The organism is Streptomyces sp. Root1310, assembly GCF_001426425.1.
In the GTDB taxonomy this organism is placed as follows: domain Bacteria; phylum Actinomycetota; class Actinomycetes; order Streptomycetales; family Streptomycetaceae; genus Streptomyces.
Map to the genome: position 1 here is coordinate 36,853 of NZ_LMEQ01000002.1, position 15,974 is coordinate 52,826.

The following is a 15,974-nucleotide window of genomic DNA, read 5'->3' on the forward strand; positions in this document are numbered from 1 at the left end:
TCACGCTCCTTCCTGGGCCCACACGACGGGCCCCTGGTACGGGTAGAAGCGCTCCGCCACCGCCTCCGCCGACGCCATACAGGCCGTCTGCAAGTCGCCGAGAAGCAGCGGTAGTTGTTCCTCCAGGGCGGGCGAGTCGAGGTATTCCAGGCGGGTGCGCAGCCGGCCGATGGGACGGCGGGCCGGGTCCTGCCGGGGACGGCCGAGCGCGCTCAGGCACTCCTCGGCCGTCGTCAGCGCGTGCAGTGCCGAACGCGGGAAGTCCCGGTCCAGGAGCAGGAATTCGGCCACTCTCGGGGTGTCGCCGAAACCGCCGTACACGCGCGCGTACGCCTCGTCGGCGCCCGAGGCGCTCAGCAGGGTCGGCCAGTCGGGCGCGTGGGCGGCGTCCAGGACGCGCACCGACAGCAGCCGTACGGTCATGTCCACCCGCTCCAGGCTCCGGCCCAGGACGACGAACCGCCAGCTGTCGTCGCGGCTCATCGTGGAGTCGGCGAGCCCGAAGAAGAGCGCGGCACGGCTGCGGACGAGCTCCAGATAGCCGTAGGGGCCCGTACGGGAGGCCGCGCGGCGCTGGTCGGCGAGGGCGTGCCAGGTGGCGTTCAGGCACTCCCACATCGCCGAGGAGACGGCCTCGCGGGCGCTGCGCGCGTTCAGCCGGGCGGCGCCCAGCGCGCCCTCGATGGCGCAGGTGGAGCGGGAGTCGAAGGCCAGCTGGTCCAGGACCTGCCGCATGTCGACGGTGTCGGGGCCCGCGTCGACGCCGAGGATCGCGTACAGCGACCGGCAGGCGGCGTCCTCGTCCCGCCAGGGGTCCTCCAGCATGCGGTGGAGGTAGGCGTCGAGGATCCGCGCGGTGGCGTCGGCCCGCTCGACGTAGCGGCCGGTCCAGGTCAGTGCTTCCGCTATGCGGGAGAGGATCACGTCGTTCACTGCTGCTGCGCCCCTTCCGGTACGGCGGTGGGGACCCCGTCCGGGCCCAGCTGGCGGGGTGCGACGGCCGGGGGCGCGTCGCCGGCCGGCAGGGCGGCCGGGCCGTCCGCCGGGCCCTCGGCGAGCACCCAGGTGTCCTTGGAGCCGCCGCCCTGGCTGGAGTTGACGATCAGGTTGCCCTCCTGCAGGGCCACCCGCGTCAGTCCGCCGGGCAGCACCCAGACGTCGGTGCCGTCGTTGACGGCGAACGGCCGCAGGTCGATGTGGCGCGGTGCCATGCGTTCGCCCGCGAGGGTGGGGGAGGTGGACAGGGCCACCGGCCGCTGGGCGATGAAGCCGCGCGGGTCGGCGGCGACGGCCTTCCGCGTCTTCGCCAGGGTGGTGGCGTCGGCCTTGGGGCCGATGACGATGCCCTGCCCGCCGGCGCCGTCGACGGGCTTGATCACCAGCTGGTCCAGCTGGTCGAGGACGGCGTCGAGCTGCCCGGGTTCGTCGGGGCGGTACGACTCCACGTTGGGGAGGACCGGTTCCTCGCCGAGGTAGTACCGGATGAGGTCCGGGACGTACGTGTACAGCAGCTTGTCGTCCGCGATGCCGTTGCCGACGGCGTTGGCGAGCGTCACCTTTCCGGCCAGGGCCGCGGTCATGACGCCCGGGCAGCCGATCACCGAGTCGGGGCGGAAGTGGAGCGGGTCGAGGAAGTCGTCGTCGAGCCGCCGGTAGACGACATGGACCGGCACCTCGCCCTTGGTGGTGCGCATCCACACCCGGTGGTTGCGGCACACCAGGTCGTGTCCCTCGACCAGTTGCACGCCCATCAGCCGTGCCAGCAGGGCGTGTTCGAAGTAGGCGGCGTTGCTGGGGCCGGGGGTGAGGACGACGACCCGCGGGTCCGCGGTCCCCTCGGGCGCGGCGGCCCGCAGGGCGGCGAGCAGCCGCGCGGGATAGCCGTCCACCGGCACGACGTGCTGCCCGTCGAAGAGCGAGGGGAACACCCGGGTCATCGCCCGCCGGTTCTCGATGACGTACGACACCCCGCTGGGGACCCGTACGTTGTCCTCGAGCACCCGGAAGTCCCCCGCCTCGTCCCGGACGAGGTCGATGCCGGCCACGTGGATGCGTACCCCGCCGGGTGGCTCGACGCCGTGGGCGGCGCGGTGGAAGTGCGGGGAGCCCAGCAGCAGCCGCCAGGGGACGACGCCGTCCTCGAAGGCGCGGCAGGGCCCGTAGGCGTCGGCGAGATAGGCCTCCAGGGCTCTGACCCGCTGGGCGACCCCTCTTTGTACGAAATCCCACTCCAGCGCGTCGAGGATCCTGGGCACCAGGTCCAGCGGCCAGGGCCGTTCCTCGCCCGCGAAGGCGTAGGTCACTCCGCGGTCGGTGAAGGCGCGGGCCATCTGGTCGGCCCTGAAGCGCAGTTCACCCGGTTCGATCGGCTGGAGCGCCGCCAGTACCGGCTCGTAGGCGGTCCTGACCTCACCCGGCCGCTCGAACATCTCGTCCCACGCGTCGACCAGCGCGTACGCGTCAAATATGTCCGCCATGGGCCGACGTTAAGTGGGGGACGTAACACGGCGATCACTCCGGCATTTCCGGGAGTGCTCGGGTGGTGCACGGGTGCCTGGGTGCTCGGCGGGGCTGTGGGGCCGCGGGGCATCACGGGTGTGGTGGCCCGGGGCCTGAGCCCGGCCGGACTCCCCCGTGGTCCGGCCGGGTTGGCTCTGCCCTCCCCCGAGTGGGGAGCACCCGGGGGCAAGCGGAATCCACCATGCCTTGCCGCGAGCGCCCCGCACCACCGTCAGCTTGTTGCAGTGCGAGGGGAGGAGGCCGGGAGAAACAGGAACAGACCGGTGGTTTTCCCAGGCGTCGGCCGGGGCAGCCGTGTTGCGGAGCTGGTCCAGGCCGCGCATAGTTGCGCTCCGGAAGAGGCGTACGGCGGGGGTGGGATGGGCGATGGCCGGGCACGGGACGGAGGAGCATCCACACGGTGCCGACCGACTGTGCGAGGCCGGGGATCGCGTGTATTCCCGGGCCGTGCGGCGCGGTCGGGTGGCGCGGACCGACGCCGAGCCGGTCCCGTGCCTGCTGGAACTCGCCCTGCTGCACCCGGACCCCGACGACATGGACTGGCTGGTGCCGACCTCCCCGCAGGAGGTCATGACCCGGCTGCTGCGCGGTCTGTACGACGAGGTGAGCGCGAGCGGACGCCGGATGGGCTCGGCGGTCGCCGCCTTCGAGTGGTACGCGGGCCTGGGCGGTCCCGCGCGGGGCGGGACGGCCGGCGAGGGCTCGGCGATCCGGGTCCTGGACGGCGCCTCCCGCATCCAGGCCGCCCTGGACGCGGCGACCGAGGCGTGCACGACCGAGGTCCTCACCGTGCAGCCCGGCGGCATCCGGCGTGAGCACGAACTGTCGGAGGGCCTGCACCGGGCGCTGGAGCTGCGCGGCCGGGGCGTGCGCATGCGGGACATCTACAACCACGTCGCCCGGCACGGCCAGGGCCTGCTGACCTACCTGGAGCTGATGGGCGACGCGGTGGAGGCCCGCACGCTGGACGAGGTCATCGACCGGCTGATCCTCTTCGACCGCACGGTCGCGTTCATCCCGGCGAACACCGACCGCACGATGGCCCTGGAGCTGCGCCACCCGGCCCTGGTCTCCTACCTGGTGACGGTCTTCGAGCGGCTGTGGCGGCTGGCGATCCCGCTCACCGCGCCCCTGCCCGAGACCCGGATCGAGGGCATCTCCCACCGGGAGCAGTCCATCGCCGCGCTGCTGGCGGAGGGGCACCAGGACGCGGTGATCGCCGAGCGTCTGGGCATCAGTGTCCGCACCTGCCGTGCGCACATCGCCCGGCTCTCGGAGACCCTGGGCGCGGCCAGCCGGACCCAGTTGGGGGTGCGGATCGCGCAGGTCGGCCTCGACCGGCCGTCCGGGGAGGCGGAGCCGCCGCCGGTCAGTCTTCCGGTGCCGGGAGCCGGTCCGGACCCGGCCGCTGCTCCTGCTCCGGCGCCCGGTTCGGGTTCCGTACCCGGTCAAGGATCCCCGACTGCCCGATGAGATAGCCGAGTTGGGCGCGGCTCTCGCTGCCCAGGGTGGTGGCGAGTTTGGCGATGTGGACGCGTGCGGTCCGGATGTTCATGCCGAGGCGGTCGGCGATGACGGCGTCGGTGTGCCCTTCGACGAGGAGGGCGGCGATGGCCTGCTGCCGGGGGGTGACGCCGTTGAGGGACGGGCGGTGCACCGCCTGCGGGTACATCGGGGTGGCCAGCCGCCAGAGGCGGTCGAAGGTGATGGTGAAGTACGTGAGGAGGGCGGGGTGGCGCACCTCCAGGGCGAGTCGGCCGTCCTCGCCGGCCGGGATGAAGGCGACCTTGCCGTCGATGACGATCAGGCGGTCGGTGACCTCGTCGAGGGTCCGGGCCGCCACGTCGCCCCGCAACTGCTCGTAGCGGGCCAGCACGAGGGGCTGGTGGCGCTGGGTGTGCTGGTAGAGGGTGCGGATGCGGCAGCCCCGGTCGAGCAGGGCCTGGTCGCGGGCCATGGCCACGGTCTGGGCCGTCTCGCCGCGCGGCCCGCTGTAGTGGACGTTGGGCTGGATGCAGAGCAGTTCGTCCGTCGCCTCGGCCGTGGCCTCGGTGATGGCCCCGTTGATCTGTTCCGTGCCGCTGAGGAGCCGCAGGGAGGCGGGGTCGGCGGCGGCGGTGCGGCTGCCGGTGATCCGCATCAGGGGTTCGAAGAGGGTCGCCAGTCGTTCCTCGCGGCGCCGTTCGTCGGCGATGCGGGTGCCCGAGGCGCGCAGCAGCCGGTGCAGGGCCAGCGCGGGGGAGACGGGTTCGAGCTGGTCCGGGTCGTCCACGACCGGGTGCAGCAGGCCGAAGGACAGCAGACAGGGGGCCGCCGTCTCGGCCTCCTCGGTCTTGACCCGTCCGTCGCGCAGGGCCGCCTCGTAGAGGTTGGTGCCGGCGGCGCACAGGTTCTCCACGCCGTGGTGGGCGTGCGGCGGCGCGTTCACTGCGAATCTCGCTCCTGTTCGAGGACGGCGGACGGCGGACGATGGACTGCGGACTGCGGACTGCGGACTGCGGACTGCGGACTGCGGACTGCGGACTGCGGGCGGCCGGGAGGTGCGCGGCCGGGAGGCGCGCGGGCCCGGCCGGCGCGGGCGTGCCGGGCCCGGTTCTCGGTTCCGGCCCCCCGCGCGGTCAGGGTTCCTGTTTGAGGATCCCCGACTGGGCTATGAGGAAGCCGAGTTGGGCACGGCTGCCGCTGCCCAGGGCCGTGGCGAGTTTCGCGATGTGGGCTCGGCAGGTGCGTACGTTCATGCCCAGACGGCGGGCTATGGCCTCGTCGACATGCCCCTCGACGAGAAGCTTGGCGATGGAGTGCTGGATGTCCGTGATGCCGTCGGGGGCGGTCTCGTAGGGGGCACCGGTGGCCAGCGGGACCGCACGGCCCCACATGAACTCGAAGACCTTGATCAGGTAGCGGACGAGTCCGGGGTGCCGGAGCTCGAGGGCGACCTGTCCGTCGTCCCGGGTCGGGATGAAGGCGACGGTCTCGTCGCAGATGATCAGCCGCTCCACGAGTTCGTCGATGGTGCGGTACTCCACCTTGCCGTCGGTGAACTGGGAGACGTAGGCCAGCGTCTCGGGGCTGTACCGGGCCGTGTGCTGGTAGAGGGTCCGGATCCGGCAGCCGCGTTCGATCAGCGGTCTGTCGCGCTCGAGGCCCTGGACGAGGGTGTGTTCGAGGCGCCGGCGGCTCGGCTGGACGGTGAGCATCTCGGTCTGGCACTGCGAGGTGGCCAGATCGAGTGCCGCGTTGATCCGGTCGATGCCCTCCAGCACCGTGATCGAGTGTGTGGTCGGCGTCGGCTGGGCGCTGAGGGTCATGAACGGCTCGAATGCGTCGGCGAGTTCGACCGACAGCCGTCTGCGCTGGGTGATCTCGCGCTCGATCGGGTTGAGCAGCTGGGACAGGGCGATCGACGGGGGCACCGGACGTAGCCAGTTCGCGTCGTCGGGGTCCGCGTGAAGCAGGGCGAACTCCATCAAACACGGAGCAGGCTCCACGTCCGCACGGGCTATGCGGCCCGTCCGAAGAGCGTTCCCATAGAGACGGCGACCTTCCTCGCACAGCTCAGTCGACGCATGAGGATGTGTCTGCTTTGTCTCATTTTTCGTCAAATCTCCACCCCCCAGGGTCCTGAACGTGCAGGAACATGATGCATCGATTGTGTGGCCATGACGTGCCCGAATGGGCCATCGTCGTAGTGGACGGGGGAGAGGTGACCTTCAAATGAGGACGAAGCCGACTATGCATAAGAGAATGCTTCGCTCGGCGCTTGCCGCCGCCTTCTCCGCCGCCTTGGCCTTCGGGGCGCTGAGTGGCCTTGCGGGAACGACGGGTGACACGGCGCGCGACAGTACCTGGAGCACGGGTACCGAGACCGTCGCGGCGCCCGCGGACAGTACGTGGGTCGCGCCCAGTGACAGCACGTGGGTGATCACGGCGGCAGACGTGCCGGGTGACAGCACGTGGGTCGCTCCCGGCGACAGCACATGGGTCGCTCCCGGCGACAGTACGTGGGTCGCCGAGTCATGACCACTCCACCCGACGACCGCTCCTTCCGCCGCGAAATGGCCACCGCCTACCGCTCCGGCTGGCACTTCATCGACCTGGTCACCGCCATCCCCCACAGTGGTGACTCGTTGATGGTGACCGTGTTCGGCGAGCCGGTGGTCGTGACGCGCGACGAGGACGAGGACGTACGGGCCTACCGGTGCCTGCGCAAGCCCCGGGGGGCACCGCAGCCCGTGCGGTGCGCCATTCGTTACGGAATGATCTTTGTGAACCTGGACCAGCGGGACCACAGGCTCGTGGAGCCCGAGACCCCGCCCCTGAAGACCATCTCAGCCACCCCCCGCAGTGCCTGACGCGATTCCCCCGTCGTAACAGATCGCTCAGGTGCTTCCCCCCGCAGCGGCGTCACCGTGACCTGAACACGGTGACGCCGCTGTAATTTGCGGAGACATTTCCGTACATGCACCCGCTTGAGCGTTGGCCGAAAAACGACGGGGACGGATCTGGTCATCCGCCTCCCCCGCGTCGGCCTCGCCTCGTCCCCGCGTCGGCCGCGCCCCGCCCCCCGGGGCGGCCGCATCGTCCGGGTCAGCCGCGCCCCATCGCCCGGGTCAGCTCGATCTCGATCACCACGCGCGAGGGGTTCGGGCTCGGCGTGCGCCCGTAGCGCTCGGCGTACCGGCGCTCCGCCTCCGCGACCCGGTCCGGTTCCTCCCGCACGCAGGCCCTGCCCTCCAGGGTCGCCCAGCGCCGGCCGTCCACCTGGCACACCGCGACCCGGGCGCCGGCCGGGCCCGCCGCCAGGACGTTGCCGACCTTCGTGCTGCGCCGGTCGGCGATGACCCGAGCGAGCCGGGCCTCGGGTTCGTATGTCACTCCGACCGGAACCACGTGCGGACTCCCGTCCGGACGTGATGTGGTCAGTGTGCACAGGTGCCGTTCGCGCCAGAAGGCGAGATACGGCGCGTCCGGGGAACCCGGGTCCTGGGGATATGCGGCCATGGTCCGGAACCTAACCCGTTCCCGGACTCCCGCGCGCACCTTGAGCGGAATAGACTCAACTTTGTGTACGCTGACTGAGTCAGACACGGGAGACTGCTGACGCCAGGAGGAGAAAGCGAACGTGGACGCCGAGCTGACCAACCGGAGCCGGGACGCGATCAACGCGGCCAGTAACACGGCCGTGTCCCAGGGACACGCCGACCTCATCCCCGCCCATCTGCTGCTCGCTCTGCTCCAGGGGCAGGAGAACGACAACATCGTCGACCTCCTCGCCGCCGTCGACGCGGACCAGGCGGCCGTGCGGGCCGGGACCGAGAAGGTGCTCGGCGCGCTGCCCAGCGTGACCGGGTCCACCGTCGCGCCCCCGCAGCCCAACCGCGAGCTGCTCGCCGTCATCGCCGACGCGCAGAGCCGCGCCCGCGACCTGGGGGACGAGTACCTGTCGACCGAGCACCTGCTCCTCGGCATCGCCGCCAAGGGCGGAGCGGCCGGTGACGTGCTGGCCCGGCAGGGAGCGACCCCGAAGAAGCTCCAGGAGGCCTTCCAGAAGTCCCGCGGCGGGCGCCGGGTGACCAGCGCCGACCCCGAGGGGCAGTACAAGGCCCTGGAGAAGTTCGGGACGGACTTCACCGCCGCCGCCCGCGAGGGCAAGCTCGACCCGGTCATCGGGCGGGACCATGAGATCCGGCGCGTCGTGCAGGTGCTCTCCCGGCGCACGAAGAACAACCCCGTCCTCATCGGCGAGCCCGGCGTCGGCAAGACCGCCGTCGTCGAGGGGCTCGCCCAGCGGATCGTCAAGGGTGACGTGCCCGAGTCCCTCCGGAACAAGCGGCTCGTCGCGCTCGACCTCGGCGCCATGGTCGCGGGCGCCAAGTACCGGGGCGAGTTCGAGGAGCGGCTGAAGACCGTCCTCGCCGAGATCAAGAACTCCGACGGGCAGATCATCACCTTCATCGACGAGCTGCACACGGTCGTCGGCGCGGGCGCCGGCGGCGACTCCGCGATGGACGCCGGGAACATGCTCAAGCCGATGCTCGCGCGCGGTGAGCTGCGTATGGTCGGCGCGACGACGCTCGACGAGTACCGCGAGCGGATCGAGAAGGACCCGGCGCTGGAGCGCCGCTTCCAGCAGGTGCTGGTGGCGGAGCCGTCGGTCGAGGACACCATCGCGATCCTGCGCGGTCTCAAGGGCCGCTACGAGGCCCACCACAAGGTGCAGATCGCGGACGCGGCCCTGGTCGCCGCCGCGACCCTCTCCGACCGGTACATCACCTCCCGCTTCCTCCCCGACAAGGCCATCGACCTGGTCGACGAGGCGGCCTCCCGCCTGCGCATGGAGATCGACTCCTCGCCCCTCGAGATCGACGAGCTCCAGCGGTCCGTGGACCGGCTGAAGATGGAGGAGCTGGCGCTCAGCAAGGAGACGGACGCCGCCTCCCGCGAGCGGCTGGAGAAGCTGCGCCGCGACCTCGCCGACCGGGAGGAGGAGCTGCGCCTGCTCACCGCCCGCTGGGAGAAGGAGAAGCAGTCCCTCAACCGGGTCGGCGCGCTGAAGGAGAAGCTCGACGACCTGCGCGGCCAGGCCGAGCGCGCCCAGCGTGACGGCGACTTCGACACCGCCAGCAAGCTGCTGTACGGCGAGATCCCGACCCTGGAGCGCGACCTGGAGGCCGCCTCCGAGGCCGAGGAGGAGGCCGCGAAGGACACCATGGTCAAGGACGAGGTCGGCTCGGACGACATCGCCGACGTCGTCGCCGCCTGGACCGGCATCCCCGCGGGCCGCCTCCTGGAGGGCGAGACGCAGAAGCTGCTGCGCATGGAGGAGGAGCTCGGCCGCCGCCTCATCGGCCAGACGGAGGCTGTACAGGCGGTCTCCGACGCGGTACGCCGCTCCCGCGCCGGTATCGCCGACCCCGACCGCCCCACCGGCTCATTCGTCTTCCTCGGCCCGACCGGCGTCGGCAAGACCGAGCTGGCCAAGGCCCTGGCCGACTTCCTCTTCGACGACGAGCGGGCCATGATCCGCATCGACATGTCGGAGTACGGCGAGAAGCACAGCGTCGCCCGCCTGGTCGGCGCGCCCCCCGGATACATCGGCTACGAGGAGGGCGGCCAGCTCACCGAGGCGGTGCGCAGGCGCCCGTACAGCGTGGTCCTGCTGGACGAGGTCGAGAAGGCGCACCCGGAGGTCTTCGACGTCCTGCTCCAGGTCCTGGACGACGGCCGGCTGACCGACGGCCAGGGCCGCACGGTCGACTTCCGCAACGCCATCCTGGTGCTGACGTCGAACCTGGGCAGCCAGTACCTGGTCGACCCGGTGACCACCGAGGCGGAGAAGAAGGAGCAGGTCCTGGAGGTGGTGAGGGCCTCGTTCAAGCCGGAGTTCCTGAACCGGCTCGACGACCTGGTCGTCTTCTCGGCCCTGAACAAGGAGGAGCTGGAGCGGATCGCCCGCCTCCAGATCGACCGCCTGGCCAAGCGGCTCGCCGACCGCCGCCTCACCCTGGAGGTCACCGACGCGGCCCTGGCCTGGCTCGCCGACGAGGGCAACGACCCCGCGTACGGCGCCCGCCCGCTGCGCCGCCTGGTCCAGACGGCCATCGGCGACCGGCTCGCCAAGGAGATCCTGGCCGGCGAGATCAAGGACGGCGACACGGTCCGGGTGGACACCTTCGGCGAGGGCCTGATCGTGGGCCCGGTGACGGCGGGGTCGGGCAAGACGCTGTAACGCCCCCGTCCCGGCTCACCTCACGTCGTGAACGCCGAGTACCGCACCCGTACGGTCTCGGCGTTCACCCGCGTGATGGTCACGTTGACGTAGTAGGCGTCCGTCCCGGGGCGGTCGGTGACGTCGAGCTGGAAGCAGTAGTCCGAGCCGTGCGCACAGGCCTGGGTCCCCGGGCCGCCCGGCTCGGGCGCCTCCGGATAGGTGTCGGCCAGCCAGGCGTCGAAGCCCGCGCGCGGCATCCGGAAATCGGCCTGGTAGTTCGTGTCCAGCCAGGACTGCACCGTGCACGCGGCGTCCTGGGCGCCCACCGGCAGCTCGGCTCCGCCGAACGCCAGCGCCTCGGCGCAGGGCACCTTCTTCAACCGGGTCCCGTCCTGCTCCTCGTCGTCGGTCAGCACCCAGACGAGCGCCAGCACCAGCAGGCCGGCCACCAGCAGCACCGGCAGGGCCAGGACCGCGGCCACCACACCCCACCTGGTCCGGCCCCGTGGCCCCGGTCCCGGAAACGCTCCGGCCTCGCTTCGCCCGTTCGCCATGCGATTCCCCTCCACCTGTCACCGCCCCTTCGCGCAACAGGCCGGATCATGTCAGCTCAGGGCTGACAGGCCCGTGCTGGGCTTGCCACCCCCCTCCCCGCATGGGGGAGGATGGCGGGATCCGTACGAAGGGAAAATCACGGTGAGCATCGACCCGTCCTCGATTCCGAACTTCGGGGGCCAGCAGGAGCCGCAGCCCCAGGGTGGACCGGCGGGCCCCGTCGTCCCGGATCAGGATCTCGTGAAGCAGCTCCTCGACCAGATGGAGCTGAAGTACGTCGTCGACGACGAGGGTGACCTCGCGGCGCCGTGGGAGGAGTTCCGTACGTACTTCATGTTCCGCGGCGAGGGTGACCAGGCGGTCTACTCGGTGCGGACGTTCTACGACCGGCCCCACAAGATCGACGACAAGGTGGCGCTGCTCGAGTCGATCGACGACTGGAACCGCCGCACCCTGTGGCCGAAGGTCTACACCCACACCCACGACGACGGCACCGTCCGGCTCATCGGCGAGGCGCAGCTGCTGATCGGCGCCGGTGTGAACATCGAGCTCTTCGTCTCCTCGACGGTGAGCTGGGTGCGGGCGGCGATCGAGTTCGACAAGTGGCTCGTGGAGCAGCTGGGCCTGGAGTCGGCGGTCAACGACGCCGACGCGAAGCCCGAAGACGGCGCCGAGGGCGCCGAGGGCGACAACTAGGTCCCCACCCTGCCTGAGAGCGCCGAACGGGCGCCCGTCCACAGCCTGTGGACGGGCGCCCGCTTCCGTGCGCCCCGTTTCCGTGCGTCCCGATCCCGCGCGTTCCGCTCCCGCCCGGCGGGCGCCGTCAGCCCGCCAGCGCCTTCAGCCTGGTGGCCGCCTCCTCCAGCACGCTCACCCGCTTGCAGAACGCGAACCGTACGAACGGCGCGCCCTCCTCGCGGTGGTCGTAGAAGACGGCGTTCGGGATGGCCACCACGCCGGCCCGCTCGGGCAGCGAGCGGCAGAACGCGAAGCCGTCGGACTCGCCGAGGGGGCGGATGTCGGTGGTGACGAAGTAGGTGCCGGCCGGCCGGAAGACCGCGAAGCCCGCGTCCGCCAGTCCCGCGGCCAGCAGGTCGCGCTTGACCCGCATGTCCGCGCGGAAGTCGTCGAAGTAGCCGTCGGGCAGGCTCAGCGCCTCGGCGACCGCGTACTGGAACGGGCCCGACGACACATACGTCAGGAACTGCTTCGCCGAGCGCACCGCCGTGACCAGCCCGGGCGACGCCGTGACCCAGCCGACCTTCCAGCCGGTGAACGAGAAGGTCTTGCCGCTCGACCCGATGGTGACCGTCCGCTCCCGCATCCCGGGCAGCGTCGCCAGCGGCACGTGCTCGGCCTCGTCGAACACCAGGTGCTCGTACACCTCGTCCGTCACGACGAGCAGGTCCCGCTCCACCGCCAGCTCGGCGATCGCGGTCAGCTCGTCGCGGGTCAGGACCGTGCCGGTCGGGTTGTGCGGGGTGTTGATCAGCAGCAGCCGGGTGCGCCCGGTGACCGCGTCGCGCAGCTCGTCCAGGTCGAGGCGGAACCGGGCCTGCTCGGGGTCCGGGCGCAGGGTCACCGGCACCCGCGTGGCGCCCGCCATCGCGATGCAGGCCGCGTAGGAGTCGTAGTACGGCTCCAGGGCGACGACCTCGTCGCCCGGCTCCAGCAGCGCGAGCAGGGTGGCGGCGATGGCCTCCGTGGCGCCCGCGGTGACCAGGACCTCGGTGTCCGGATCGAAGGAGAGGCCGTAGCGGCGGCGCTGGTGGTCGGCGATCGCCGTGCGCAGTTCGGGGACGCCGGGGCCCGGCGGGTACTGGTTGCCGCGCCCGTCCCGCAGCGCCCGCACGGCCGCCTCACGGACCTCCTCGGGGCCGTCGGTGTCGGGGAAACCCTGCCCCAGGTTGATCGCGCCGGTCGCCGCGGCCAGGGCGGACATCTCGGCGAAGATCGTCGTCCCGAACTCGGCGAGGCGACGGTTGAGGAAGGGGCGCGCGGTGGAGGTCATGCCGGTCATCCTGCGCCGAAGCTCTGGAGTTCCTCAACTCTGCTTTGGCAGATGAGACGGGCGGGCATCCCCCGTGCACGTGGCGCTCGGACGCCACGCGAGGCGCCCACGGGGGGCCGCTTCGGGGGACACGGAAGGAGGGTGGCGCCATGGTCTTCGGCATCATCCTGGCGGTGATCGGAATCGTGCTCGTGGTGGCCCTGGTGGCCAACGCCGGCAGGCGCGGCGCCGCGGGGTCGTACCGCGGCGGCCGTTCGCGCCGGTACGGCGCCGGCGGCAGCTCGGCCGGTGGCGGCGGTGGCAGCTGGTGGGCCGGCGGGGGAGACGGCGGCTCCGGCGGCGGTCACCACGGAGGCCACTCCTGCGGCGGAGGGTCGTCCTGCGGGGGCGGCGGATCGTCCTGCGGCGGAGGCGGCGGAGGCGGCGGATGCGGCGGAGGCAGCTGACACGGGGCAGCTGAGCTCCCCGTGGGGGAGCCGCATCCGGACCGCGGGGCCCGATCCGACCACGGGCTCCGCGGTCGCACCATCAGGGCGGCCGCATCGTCTACCCGCGGTCGCCCCTTTCATGTGGGGCGCGCGGATGCACGCCTGGGCCGCCCGGGGTACGCCATAGTTGAACAATTGAGCTGTGGACCCCCCGAGGGATGGAAACCCTACGAAGTTGGGTAAAAACGCTGTGGAGCCACCACAGTTCATGATTCCCTCTAAACGACCAACGCAGCCCCTCGGACCCCTTCGGACGTCCCGTGCGGACGACCTTCCGGACCGGGCCGACCGGGGCCGTTCTCCCGGCTTCGACCGGGGTGCGCCGACCTGCCCCCTCCTCTCTTTGCGTCTCCGCGGAGCCGATCCATGCTCACGACCCTGAACACCTCCTACTCCGACACGCGCGCGGCCGATCTCGCCTGGGCCCTGGGGCGAGAGCCGCTGCCCGCCCTCGCCACACTCGACCTGGAACTGTCCGCCGCCAGGTTGCAGCTGAGACTGCTCGGCGCATCGCACCAGGTGCTGCTGGAGGAGGAGCAGGGCAGTTGTTCCGAGACGGTCGCCTGCATCCCCGGCAGCAGCACCCCGCTCCCGCTGGGCGTCGCCAAGAGGGTCGGCGACTGGGAGTACGAGTTCGCGGCGCGCGTCGAGGAGCTCTCGCCTGGCCAGTTCGCGGGCCGCGCCCAGGAACTCCTGGCCCTCGTCTCCGAGCACCCGCACGGCCTCGCCGGTGTCTTCCCCGGCAGCCCGCACGCCTTCACCGCCCTGCTCGCCCACCGCAGCGACGGCCAGGTGCACTGGCGCACCTGGCACGCCTACCCGCAGGACGGGCAGCTGGTGGCGACCAGGACGAGGGTGGGTGTCCGGGCGCGGTCGGGCGATCCCGGCCTGTCCGTGAGCGCCTCCGCCCAGGGAGCCTGAAGCGCCGACGGCTCAAACGTCCGTTGCGCGAAGGGCATCGGATTCCACACGTGTGGGTGACGAAGGGCCACCATGCCGTAACGTAACGTCGCAGTCGTGATCGAACCGCACGCGCCGGCCCCGCCCGGTGTCCGGCCGGACCGGGAGCCGCCCCCGCCGGGGCCCGCGCGGCTCCCCGTCCGGCCGGCCACCGGGCGGTTCCTGGTCCTCGCGTGCGTCTTCGTCTGCGCGGCCTGCGGTCTCGTCTACGAACTCGAACTCGTCGCACTCGCCTCGTACTTGATGGGTGACTCCGTCACCCAGGCATCGGTCGTGCTGTCCGTCATGGTCTTCGCGATGGGCATCGGCTCCCTCGCCGCCAAACGGCTCCGCCGGTTCGCCGCGGCCGGCTTCGGGGCCCTGGAGACGACCCTCGCGCTGGTCGGCGGGTGCAGTGCCATGGCGCTCTACGCGGTGTTCGCCTGGACCGGCGACTGGGGCGGCGGGTGGGCCTACGGGCCCCGCGTGCTCCTCGTCGCGTTCTCGCTCGCCATCGGTGTGCTCATCGGCGCCGAGGTGCCCCTCCTCATGGAGCTCATCCAGCGCATCCGCCGCCAGGACGCGGGCGGCGCGGTGGCCGACCTGTTCGCCGCGGACTACGTGGGCGCGCTGGTGGGCGGCCTCGCCTTCCCGTTCCTGCTGCTGCCCTTCCTGGGCCAGCTGACCAGCTCCCTGCTGACCGGCGGGGTCAACGTCGTGGCCGGCGCCGCCCTGGTCCTGGGCCTCTTCCGGCGCGACCTCACCTGCCGGGCCCGCTGTCTGCTGCTCGTCGCCAACATCACCGTCCTCGGTGTCCTCGCCTCCGCCGCCGTCCTCGTCGACGACTTCGAACGGGCGGCCCGGCAGGCGGTGTACGGCGACGACGTGCGCGTGGCGGTACGGACGGGCGTCCAGGAGATCGTCCTCACCGGCGGCACCGACGGCCGGTCCCTCGACCTCTACCTGGACGGCCGGCTCCGCTTCGCCGGTCACGACGAGCGGCGGTATCACGAGGCCCTGGTGCGACCCGCGATGAGCGGACCCCACGCACGGGTGCTGATCCTCGGCGGCGGCGACGGCCTGGCCGCCCGCGAGGTCCTGGGCCACCCCGGCGTGCGCCGCACCGACGTCGTCGCACTCGACCCCGGCCTGGTCCGGCTGGCGCGCACCGACCCCGGCCTGTCCCGGCTCAACGACCACGTCTTCGGCGACCCGCGCGTCCACGTCGCCAGAGGGGAGGCCTTCCACTGGCTGCGCGGGGCCCCTCCGGCGACGTACGACGTGGTCGTCGCCGATCTGCCCGACCCGGGCATGACGGCGAGCACGAAGCTCTACTCCCAGGAGTTCTACGGCCTCGCCCGCCGCGCCCTCGCCCCGGGCGGCCGCCTCGTCGTGCACGCCGGCCCGGTCACCGGCCGGCCGCGCGCGTTCTGGACGGTCGAGGCGACGATGCGCGCGGCGGGCCTGCACACCGCCCCCTACCGCGTGGACGGCCGCGACCCCGGCCGCGATGCCGGCCGCACCGCGCGCCCCGACACCGCCGGCGAGTCACGGGCCCCCCGCGACTGGGGCTTCGTCCTGGCCACCGCCGACACCCGCCCGCCGCTGCGCCTCGACCGGCACGTGTCGCCGCGCACCCTGACCCAGGCGGACCTGACGGCGGACGCGCGGGCGGCGGAGGCGACCCGGGTGACGGGCCTGCGGCCCTCGACGCTGGTGCATCCGCGGTACTGACCGGGTGGCGGGGGCC

14 protein-coding genes are annotated in these 15,974 nt (G+C 72.0%); 7 read left to right on the forward strand and 7 right to left on the reverse strand.

Features of this window, described 5'->3' with window-relative positions:
* Positions 1-933 carry an alpha-E domain-containing protein gene (locus ASD48_RS09840; protein WP_057601130.1) on the reverse strand — a complete coding sequence of 311 codons (933 nt, stop codon included), beginning with the start codon at positions 931-933 and terminating at the stop codon, positions 1-3.
* A complete protein-coding gene (locus ASD48_RS09845; RefSeq protein ID WP_057601131.1) occupies positions 930-2,477 on the reverse strand; it encodes a circularly permuted type 2 ATP-grasp protein in 1,548 nt (515 codons plus the stop codon). The genes ASD48_RS09840 and ASD48_RS09845 overlap by 4 nt, the downstream gene beginning before the upstream one ends.
* A gap of 409 nt (positions 2,478-2,886) precedes the next feature.
* On the opposite strand from ASD48_RS09845, the gene ASD48_RS09850 reads away from it, so the two are divergent.
* On the forward strand, positions 2,887-3,993 hold the full coding sequence (locus ASD48_RS09850; protein ID WP_057601132.1) for a helix-turn-helix transcriptional regulator: 1,107 nt from the start codon (positions 2,887-2,889) through the stop codon (positions 3,991-3,993).
* Here ASD48_RS09850 and ASD48_RS09855 read toward each other — a convergent pair.
* Together ASD48_RS09855 and ASD48_RS09860 are read right to left on the reverse strand one after the other, a co-directional pair.
* Positions 3,890-4,948: a LuxR C-terminal-related transcriptional regulator gene (locus ASD48_RS09855; protein WP_057601133.1), complete on the reverse strand. Its 1,059-nt coding sequence runs from the start codon at positions 4,946-4,948 to the stop codon at positions 3,890-3,892. The genes ASD48_RS09850 and ASD48_RS09855 overlap by 104 nt on opposite strands.
* A gap of 190 nt (positions 4,949-5,138) precedes the next feature.
* The gene (locus ASD48_RS09860) at positions 5,139-6,122 is read right to left on the reverse strand and encodes a helix-turn-helix transcriptional regulator (protein ID WP_079073700.1); all 984 of its coding nucleotides are present in this window, start codon (positions 6,120-6,122) and stop codon (positions 5,139-5,141) included.
* A gap of 414 nt (positions 6,123-6,536) precedes the next feature.
* Here ASD48_RS09860 and ASD48_RS09870 point away from each other — a divergent pair, with 414 nt between their 5' ends.
* Positions 6,537-6,872: a hypothetical protein gene (locus tag ASD48_RS09870; protein ID WP_054241900.1), complete on the forward strand. Its 336-nt coding sequence runs from the start codon at positions 6,537-6,539 to the stop codon at positions 6,870-6,872.
* A 235-nt stretch (positions 6,873-7,107) separates the two neighbouring features.
* Here the strand turns inward: ASD48_RS09870 and ASD48_RS09875 are convergent, their stop codons facing one another.
* On the reverse strand, positions 7,108-7,521 hold the full coding sequence (locus ASD48_RS09875; RefSeq protein WP_057601135.1) for a TIGR03618 family F420-dependent PPOX class oxidoreductase: 414 nt from the start codon (positions 7,519-7,521) through the stop codon (positions 7,108-7,110).
* A gap of 121 nt (positions 7,522-7,642) precedes the next feature.
* Between ASD48_RS09875 and clpB the strand changes: the two genes are divergently transcribed.
* Entirely contained in the window at positions 7,643-10,249 is a 2,607-nt protein-coding gene (gene clpB, locus ASD48_RS09880) for an ATP-dependent chaperone ClpB (protein ID WP_057601136.1), read from the forward strand.
* Positions 10,250-10,269: 20 nt separating this feature from the next.
* Here the strand turns inward: clpB and ASD48_RS09885 are convergent, their stop codons facing one another.
* The gene (locus ASD48_RS09885; RefSeq protein WP_157880613.1) at positions 10,270-10,713 is read right to left on the reverse strand and encodes a hypothetical protein; all 444 of its coding nucleotides are present in this window, start codon (positions 10,711-10,713) and stop codon (positions 10,270-10,272) included.
* A gap of 214 nt (positions 10,714-10,927) precedes the next feature.
* On the opposite strand from ASD48_RS09885, the gene ASD48_RS09890 reads away from it, so the two are divergent.
* On the forward strand, positions 10,928-11,482 hold the full coding sequence (locus ASD48_RS09890) for a YbjN domain-containing protein (RefSeq protein WP_057601138.1): 555 nt from the start codon (positions 10,928-10,930) through the stop codon (positions 11,480-11,482).
* Between the two features lie 127 nt (positions 11,483-11,609).
* On the opposite strand, the gene ASD48_RS09895 is transcribed toward ASD48_RS09890, so the two are convergent.
* A complete protein-coding gene (locus ASD48_RS09895; protein WP_057601139.1) occupies positions 11,610-12,806 on the reverse strand; it encodes a pyridoxal phosphate-dependent aminotransferase in 1,197 nt (398 codons plus the stop codon).
* Positions 12,807-12,946: 140 nt separating this feature from the next.
* Here ASD48_RS09895 and ASD48_RS43170 point away from each other — a divergent pair, with 140 nt between their 5' ends.
* From ASD48_RS43170 to ASD48_RS09910, 3 genes are all read left to right on the forward strand, one after another.
* Positions 12,947-13,243, forward strand: a complete 297-nt coding sequence (locus tag ASD48_RS43170; protein WP_057601140.1) for a hypothetical protein — start codon at positions 12,947-12,949, stop codon at positions 13,241-13,243.
* 408 nt (positions 13,244-13,651) lie between these two features.
* Positions 13,652-14,206, forward strand: coding sequence for a DUF2617 family protein (locus ASD48_RS09905; RefSeq protein ID WP_057601141.1), 555 nt, complete (start codon positions 13,652-13,654; stop codon positions 14,204-14,206).
* Positions 14,207-14,302: 96 nt separating this feature from the next.
* Entirely contained in the window at positions 14,303-15,958 is a 1,656-nt protein-coding gene (locus tag ASD48_RS09910) for a polyamine aminopropyltransferase (protein WP_057601142.1), read from the forward strand.
* The last annotated feature ends 16 nt before the right edge of the window (positions 15,959-15,974 follow it).

Coding starts and splice junctions, on each gene's coding strand:
- ASD48_RS09845 (WP_057601131.1), bottom strand. CDS start 2,477: ATGGCGGACATATTTGACGCGTACGCGCTGGTCGACGCGTGGGACGAG.
- ASD48_RS09850 (WP_057601132.1), top strand. CDS start 2,887: ATGGCCGGGCACGGGACGGAGGAGCATCCACACGGTGCCGACCGACTG.
- ASD48_RS09870 (WP_054241900.1), top strand. CDS start 6,537: ATGACCACTCCACCCGACGACCGCTCCTTCCGCCGCGAAATGGCCACC.
- ASD48_RS09875 (WP_057601135.1), bottom strand. CDS start 7,521: ATGGCCGCATATCCCCAGGACCCGGGTTCCCCGGACGCGCCGTATCTC.
- ASD48_RS09895 (WP_057601139.1), bottom strand. CDS start 12,806: ATGACCGGCATGACCTCCACCGCGCGCCCCTTCCTCAACCGTCGCCTC.
- ASD48_RS43170 (WP_057601140.1), top strand. CDS start 12,947: ATGGTCTTCGGCATCATCCTGGCGGTGATCGGAATCGTGCTCGTGGTG.
- ASD48_RS09905 (WP_057601141.1), top strand. CDS start 13,652: ATGCTCACGACCCTGAACACCTCCTACTCCGACACGCGCGCGGCCGAT.